This window comes from Cyanobacteriota bacterium, from assembly GCA_027618255.1.
Lineage (GTDB): Bacteria > Cyanobacteriota > Vampirovibrionia > LMEP-6097 > LMEP-6097 > JABHOV01.
In genome coordinates this window covers 1-8720 of record JAQCFG010000069.1, presented here as the reverse complement: position 1 = coordinate 8720, position 8720 = coordinate 1, and the positions used below count along the sequence as shown (strand labels likewise).

Annotated in this window: 4 protein-coding genes; 2 read left to right on the top strand and 2 right to left on the bottom strand. The window is 38.0% G+C overall.

The window, feature by feature from the left end:
- Positions 1–146: 146 nt before the first annotated feature.
- Positions 147–632: a GNAT family N-acetyltransferase gene (locus O3C63_08555; protein ID MDA0772978.1), complete on the bottom strand. Its 486-nt coding sequence runs from the start codon at positions 630–632 to the stop codon at positions 147–149.
- A 38-nt stretch (positions 633–670) separates the two neighbouring features.
- Positions 671–1645 carry a hypothetical protein gene (locus O3C63_08550; protein ID MDA0772977.1) on the bottom strand — a complete coding sequence of 325 codons (975 nt, stop codon included), beginning with the start codon at positions 1643–1645 and terminating at the stop codon, positions 671–673.
- Between the two features lie 273 nt (positions 1646–1918).
- Here O3C63_08550 and O3C63_08545 point away from each other — a divergent pair, with 273 nt between their 5' ends.
- Positions 1919–5830 (top strand): hypothetical protein, encoded by a 3912-nt coding sequence (locus O3C63_08545; GenBank protein MDA0772976.1) that lies wholly within the window; start codon positions 1919–1921, stop codon positions 5828–5830.
- Positions 5831–6044: 214 nt separating this feature from the next.
- Entirely contained in the window at positions 6045–8702 is a 2658-nt protein-coding gene (locus tag O3C63_08540; protein MDA0772975.1) for a hypothetical protein, read from the top strand.
- Positions 8703–8720: the final 18 nt, after the last annotated feature.

Here is an 8720-nt window from a genome sequence, read left to right as displayed (position 1 = left end):
GATTGGCAGTATAGGCATAAGGCACTGCACCCTTGGCTTTCATCCAAGCGATAGCAGCAGAAGTATCTAGACCTCCTGAGAATGCTATGCCTACTTTTTCGCCTTTGGGTAGTTTTTTGAGGATGCTTGCCATGAGCCAAATTCTATCATAACCGCTTATACATTACATAAGCATCAACATATTCACTTTGCTTATAATAAAAAGCTCCAGGCAAAGTTCCAATAATCTCAAAACCATTTTGCTGGCAAATTTTGATAGATGCTTCATTATTCACAACTACCAAATTTAGCTGAATAGCTTTATAACCAAGCTCGCGAGCTTTAGTAATTGCAAAATCATTCATCTCCCTACCAAGACCACGTCCACGATAATTGCTATCTATCATCACACCAGTGTTAGCGACATGAGAACCAAGTCCTGTTTTGTTTTCACAAATATATCTAGTTGCAACTGGCACTCCATCTAAGTAGCCAATATAAACCCTGGCATTATTTGCAAACCAAAGCTTGCGCGCTTCGTCTAAACTAATATCAGGTGGATAGGGATAGGTATCAGCGTCTTTGACAACCTCTTGAAAGATATGCCAAATAGAATCAAAATCTTCTAAACGAGCTTCTTTGATTTCTAACATAAATTAATTATATACCTCACATTGGATTGCTGCGTGCGCTACCTACCGCCGCCACCAGCGAGTGCAGAGACTATGCCACCAAGCCCGCCACCAGGACCGCCGCCGCCCATCATGCCGCCGCCAGGACCACCAGCCATCTGTGCCATTTTACTGACACCCTCTAAAACACTTGCCATTTTACCCTTGGATTTTTCTCCGGGTTCATGATCTGGAGCAGGAGCTCCGCCTCCTCCTAGTTTATTTTTTACCATTTGAAAACCTTTGTAACCAGTGAAACCTAAAACAGCCCACTTAACTAATTTCCACATTCCATGCAATAGTTTGTATCCAACAAAACCACCAATCGCTCCACCAGCCCAAGGCTTAGCAGCCTCTGGTAATTTATTTACGAACGGAATCCAATTGGCAATTCCAGCTGCGATTTTTTTGATTCCACCTGGTTCTTTAGCTGTCTTCACTTGGTTCATAAGCATATTTTTAAATGCAATAAGTACAACTTTTTTCTCACCACTTACATACTTAGCTTTATCTGCATCATTCAAACTATCTTGAATAAATTTATCAAAACTTTTAACTAAATCATCTTCGAAGAATTCAGTATGCCCATTCATAAGTTGTTGTGCAATTTGATCTGGTTGTAAATCAGTATGCGGGTTCACTTGTTTATAATATGGATAAAAAAAGTTTTTAATAATGTTAGAGAGCAAACGCTCACCGTAAGGTAAAGCTTGAAAGATACGAACTAAATCTCGAATCCTGTCAGTAACAGCCATATGCAATACTGCTCTTGCTTTTTGTTTTACAATCTGTGTACCAGTATCTGCAAGTACATTCGCTCCTTTACCAGCAACATCTATTCCAAAAGCACCAGCTTTTTTACCAACGTCAGCCAAAGTCGTTCCGATACCACGCCCATCTTGAGTAGTAGCATCAGCTGGTTGGGCAACAGGCTGATTAGCAGGAGCAGCGACACCTGTATTGATAGTTGGATTAGTAGCAGTTATATTTTGCATTGCTGGCCCTAGTTAAAAAACTATTCTAATGATCTATATCAGACACTTGTCATGACATATGTAATTCTACGCCTCCTTAATGCGTATTGTCAAGTTATTTGTAGAAAAGTGGGTGTTTTGACCTAATAATTACAGCTATCTTATCTATATTTTGATTATTTCAAAGGAAATAGCAGAATCAACTTTATAGTCTATACCAACATGGGCTCTGTTAACCTAGGCTTAATTTTACTATGTGAACATGACTCTAGAAAGGGGTGCTCTAAAGCATTAATGGCAGATCCAAGAATAAGAAGAAATAATACAGAAGGTGGTGCGTCTAGTCGGGCCAATAGTTCATCTGTAAACCGTTTACTTAGCTCATTAAGTAATAGAAGCACCGTAACTCAGAATAGAGCAGCGACTCAACTTGGCAATCTTGGCAATCGTAGTGGAACACAGAGATCAGATTCAGAACTAAATTCACAAACTTATTCTTCAAACACAGATTCTCGTAATGATATCTCAGACAACCGTACCCTCGTGACTAGAGCTGGTATGAGATCTGGGTTTCGCACAAACACAAATCAACAAGGCAAAAGTTTATCACGTGACAGTATTGTCAACATGCTAATTGATACGAATAGAGATAATCAAATATCTCTTGAAGAGATTTTACTTTATGTCATCAAGTTAAAATCAAAAGGACAAGCAATCCCCAATAGCCTACGTAGTGTTCATCCGAAATTCAATGATGTTGTAATGTCATTAGAATTACTTGATACAAGTGGCAATCTTGATATTGAAGACGGTGAAGCAATTACAGGCTTACTTAAAAATAGAGCTGAATTACTTGGCAGTAACGTAGATCCAATGATAGCCAACTTTGTACTTGAATATCTCAATGAAAATTCAGAACAAATCAAGACTGCTGTAGAATTAATTGATACTAATCCAGATGGAGAAGTTTCTAACCTAGAAGTACTTAGTACTTTACTCGCTTCACGCAGAGGAGAAGTTGATCTAACTGATCCTTATATAGACATGGTTTTAAGAACCAATGACAAATTTGACGAATTATTAGCCATCTTCGCTTCCATGTCAATAGATTTTGATGGCACTATTACAGATGCTCAAGCCTTTGATATTCTACTGGCACTGAGAGCCACGACAACTAGTGGGGCCGTATTAGAGCAAGCTCTTTTCCTTGGCACTAACGACAATCTCGCTGCGCTCGAACAATCAGTTGCATTATTTGATAATGAACAAGATGGAGTTATTTCAGAGGAAGAATTCATCAGCATAATAATGGACATGCGTGCAGGTAATATCGTAGAGAGTGAACACCAACTAGCCGTAGACATCCTTAAAAGCAGAGAACCATATTTGAGTCTATTTCAAGTAATAGAAGCAATCGACAGTATTGAAGATGGTTCTATCACTGATGACGAGGTGATTGACTTTAGTCTGGCTAGTTTAAGGGGCGATATTGTTCTTGACGCTAGTTTGGTAGAACAAATAATTAACAGTAACAGCAGCGTTGCTTTAATTCGAGAATTAATTGGACGAGTAGATACAGAAACAACAAACCGGGGAGAAATCACTAACCAAGAGTTCTTAACAGCAATCACTGAACTATTAACAGATAGTTCAATTGGCGCCAACAGCAAAGCACTAATCCAAAAAATAATTGCCAAGAACCCCAATAGTGCTGAGATACTTGCTGTCCTCAATTTCATTGACAAGAACAAAAATAATATCATTGGCACTGATGAAGTTATTAAAGGAATCCTTGCAGATTACAGAGATGAAACTACTGGTCTAGATGCTGATATTTATAATATGGCACTTGAGCTCAATAACCAAAAAACCGAGATTAATGAATTAATAGATAAAATCAATCCAGCCAAGGATGGTAATCCTAGCCTAGATGAGATGTTTACATTCGTCTTGGATTTTAAGAATGCTGCGCTTAGTTACGACGAAACCCTTGTACGTGCAGTGATAGAAGCATTCCCTGATGCAACTACAATACTGGAGACCTATGAATTAATGAACCCTCTTGGTGGCGACATTGACCTTCGAGAATACACCGCTGCTCTGATGAAAATCAATCGTGGTGAAGTAACAAACCCTGGACCAGAGATCATGGCAAAATTTACTGAGCTTGTTGAAAACGCAGATCTAGTCAATGAAGCAATTACAACTCTTGATACTGTAGTTGTTGATGGCTTGGTATCAACCGAAGAATTCCTACTTAATTTCAATCAATTATTCCTTAGAGCTGACTCGTCAGTAGACACGACCAAACTCAATATCTTCCTCACTGTTGCAGACTTGATTTACGCTGATTCAGCAGCCTTGAGCCGATTCATTGATGACGTAGATACCGAGATAATAGATGGGCTAATCTCTGACAAGGAAGTGATTAATGCTTTCTTCAATCTCAACAATGAATCAATCACCGATCCAGGAGCCGACATCGTGAATGTAGTTCTTTCACAAAACCCAAACAAAACAACTCTTGCAAGCTTGGTTCAAGCAATAGATGCTGACCAAGATGGTGAAATCAGCAATTTGGAATTAACCACAAACATACTTAAATTCAGAAGGAATGAATTTACTGAAGACCCAGCACTAATACAGTATATTTTAAACAAAAATCCAAAATTCAATGAGATCAATAATCTTATTACTGCATTTGACAGAGACGCTGACGGTGCTGTTGAAGACATTGAATTATTTGCTGAATTGTTTGCCAACAGAACTTCTGCATATCCTGAATTGAGTCAAGCTGAATCAGATGAAATTATTACCGAACTCAAGAAAACCAATCCAAACAGCGCAGCAATTACAAACCTAGTTAATAGCCTTGATCCAAATGAATCAGGCAATGTAGATTATGACGAATTAGTTGCAGTATTTTTATCGATCAATGCAGGTAGTCAAGCCGACTTTAGTGATGAACTCAAGGCAGCAATCCCTGGCATCGCAGATGGAATAGCAGCAGATCAATTAATTGATCTAGTAGATTCAGAAACAAGAGATGGTCAAATTTCTGATATCGAGATAGCTAAATTAATCTTGGCTGATAGAGCAGTTGGTACATTAGCTAGCTATGATGCACGATTAGTTGATGCGATTTTTGCAAGCAATGGCAATAAAACAAGAATCGAAGCAATAATTGCTGAATTAGATTCAAGCGGCAATGGTGACATAGAAAGAGCAGAAGTTATTTCAGCAATTCTAGATCAAAGACTTGATTCAAGTACTTTTGGTGCTGACTTTCCTTTAGTGTTGGCAATACTTCAAAATCAAAATCCAGAATTTAGTCAAATCCAAAGCATCATTGACACTATTGATACAGATACCATTGGCGTAATTTCAAATCAAGAACTAATGAATACTCTAGTTAAGATAGCTCAAAACACTCTCACTGGAACTGATGCAGAGATTGCAAATGATATTATCGCTAAGAATACAGAAAAATCAGCAATGCAAACTGCTCTAATTAATTCAGGAATAGATTTAAACTCCAGTACTTTAACAGTAGAACTCTTTAGTCTCTGGGTCGAGATTCAACAAGGAACTAAGACTTTTGCATACTTTGATGAATTATTAGCCGCGCTGGGCATGACTAGTGATTTTGGAGCTTTAACTGATCAATTTGAAGAAATAGATACTAGTGGTGATAGTATAATCTCCAAAGCTGAATACGGTCAGTTAATGCTGGATATAATAACTGGCGCCAAAGTTCAAGCTGATTACCAACTACTTATAGACATTCTTGCAAGCGACCCTAACTTGGCAGGAATTAAAAACATAGTAGACAGTTTTAATCAGGATGGTGACACTGAGATAAGTGATCAAAATATTTTAGAAGGTCTACTGGCAATCAGAAGAAGTGGTGAACTAGGTTTAATGGGTGAAGATTTTATTACAACGATATTAGCTACCAACCCTGACTCAGCAACCATAATCAAAATATTGAATCTTACTGATCCAAGTCAAACAGGAAATTTCGATCCAAGACATCTATCAAATGTATTTAGTACAATCGTTTTAAACAAAAATAGTACATGGTACGATCCGGCTTACGATTTTAATAATGATGGTCTTATTACCAATAACGAACATGCCAACTTTATTAATTTCTATGAACAGATAGTAGGTGATGAAGTATTCATAGTATCTCATATCGCCTAATAATTCACTGATAAATGCAAAGTCTCAACCCTTATCTAATCACAAAGTTATTAATTGTTTGGCTTTAACCAAGTCTTAATCAAGATTTGTTAAATATCATTAGTTAACTTAGAGGATCAATATTTAATCTACCTAAATTTTACTTAATCCTTAAGCTACACATAACCTCGACTGCCGATAGATTGCACTAAGCTATATTTAGCTCTATTTTCATATGAAAAGATTCCTCACTAAAATATTGATCATATCAATCACTCTATCAGGGTTAAATTCATTGCCTAGTAATGTTGCAGCAACCTCGCCCCCAATTCCAACCCTTGAGGGCTATCCAAATGGCGACAGAACTATCAATATTAAAACTGCAGCCACTGTTAGCTATGAGCAAGGTGCAGAAGAAATTGCGACCTGGGCTTATGGTTTTGACGTGAACTATACAAACAATGGTTCTAGGTACCCCAAAGTTGCAATCAATTTTACTAACCCACTAGACTTGTCAACTTATGATGGATTTACTTTCCAGGTAAAAAACTTTTCAAATACTAAAGCATATTTTTGTATCAGCATTGAATCAACAGGTAAATTAATTCAAGACTGCATAGACCTTAAAACTAACGAAATGAACAAATTTGCTTTCCCTCTAAGAATGCTTGAGCATAATATACTTGGCAAACCATTTGTAGAAATTTACAACGGTCAAGTCCTTAATAATTACTACACTACATTGGTTCCAAGCAAAACAAGCATTGACATTAACTCAATTAAAAAGATCTCCTTCTTTATAGACCTTGGTGGAGATCCTAGTGCAAGATCAAACGAAGAATATCATATTCAAGTCACTACACTCAAAAAAGGCTCTGAACGTATTTATACAGCAACTAATCCTATTGTCGATGATTATGGACAATACGAAGGTATGTTTACTCGTCCAATACAAAACAATGGTGATTTTATTCAAAAAATTATCTCGGATCTAAACTACACTAGAAGTCTTACTAAAGCCAGTGATAGAGATGTGTACGGCGGCTTGATTTGTCAACCCAATGAACTCTGCCCGGAATTCGACGATAACAACACAATAAATAATGGACATTTCACTATCGCAACTATCGCAAAAGATGGAATTGATAGATTTTGGTTTAAAACCCCTCTAGGCAATCCCTTCTTTTCACTTGGAGTAAATGAAATTGACAACGATGGTCATTCGAAAACACTTATCGAAAGAAAAAAGAATGGTCAACAAATTGAAGGTATATTTGGACCAAATACATTGGCGCAACTGAGTCCAACACCACCAGTTAAAAAACAAGAACATATTAATTTCTATCAAAAAAATACCAATTTATACGCGCAGCTAGCAAGCACAAACAACGGAACTGATTTGAGGTGGTGGCCGCAAAGAGCTCTCAAACGATTAAACGGTTGGGGTTTTAATACTATCGGAGCTTTTTCAAAACGAGAGCTCATTTCCGACAACATCACTCTAAAGCAAGACAGGTTACCGTATACAACTACTTCTCCTTTACTAAGAACTTTCCCTCGACCTAAAAACGGAGAGTTCAGTCTAGTTTTACCTGGGACTACTGAAGATTTCATAAGAGTTTTCTATACAGGGACTTCAATTAGTATTCCCTTTCCTGATATTTTCAATGGTGACTATGCAGACTATGTAAACAATAAATTTTTCGAAGGTGCTGAGATGAACGGTGCAAATGCAGACCCATATTGTATTGGTCTTTTTGTAGACAATGAAATCCAGTGGTCAGGCGGAGGCGACGAATACTTACGTAGATTACCGCGTGCCATTCTTAAATCAATCAATAATTTCAGCAAGGAAGATGCAATTGAATACTTAGCTGGAAAATATAACAATAATGTAGCAGCGTTAAACACTGCATGGTTTGGTACACCAACTGGAGCTTTCACAGGAAACGGTATTAGAGCTTTAGTCGACGTATCATTAGACATAAATGATGGACAGTTGAACAACACTGTAAATCAAGATCTTGATGAGATCCTAGAAAGATACGCTGAGAAATATTACACTGTCGTTGAAAATGCCTTTAGAACCAAACTTCCAAATAAATTATATTTAGGTAGTCGATTTAACTCAATTGCAGAACCAGCAGTAGTAGCAGCTTCAAGGCATGTTGATGTTTTAAGTTTTAATGTATACAGAGAAGCAGAATATATAGAAGAGAGAGGTTTTGATAAGCTCTGGCAAGCAATCCAAGCAAGAGGAGAAGCCAAACCTATGATGATAGGAGAATTTGCTTTTGGCGCGCGTAACTTAGGTCATTTCCGCGGAGGTGTTGTTAGCGTAGCTACTCAAACACATAGAGCTCAAGCTTATGCTGAATATATGGACAATATCAAAGCTAGACCATACTTTGTAGGAGCCCATTGGTACCGTTATAATGACATGCCAATCACTGGTAGAACTGGTGATTACGAAAACTATAATATGGGTTTCGTTAATATTTTTGATCTTCCTTATCTTGGTTTTGTAGATGGAGTTAAAGAATATAATCATAATTTTTATAGAAGTTTTATTAGCATAAAGCCGAATCCTCCAGAGACTCCACCTCCACCTACAGCTCCAGCGCCAGCTCCAGCTCCAGCTCCAGCACCAGCACCAGCTCCAGCTCCAGCTCCAGCTCCAGCTCCAGCACCAGCTCCAGCTCCAGCAGCTCCAAGCTTCAAGCTTCAAGCTGCAAGCTTCAAGCTTCAAGCTCCAAGCTCCAAGCTCCAAGCTTCAAGCTTCAAGCTTCAAGCTCCAAGCTCCAAGCTCCAAGCTTCAAGCTTCAAGCTTCAAGCTGCAAGCTTCATTCAAGCTTCAAGCTTCAAGTTTCAAGCTCCAAGCTTCAATGCATAACCAAAGTCCAACAACCTA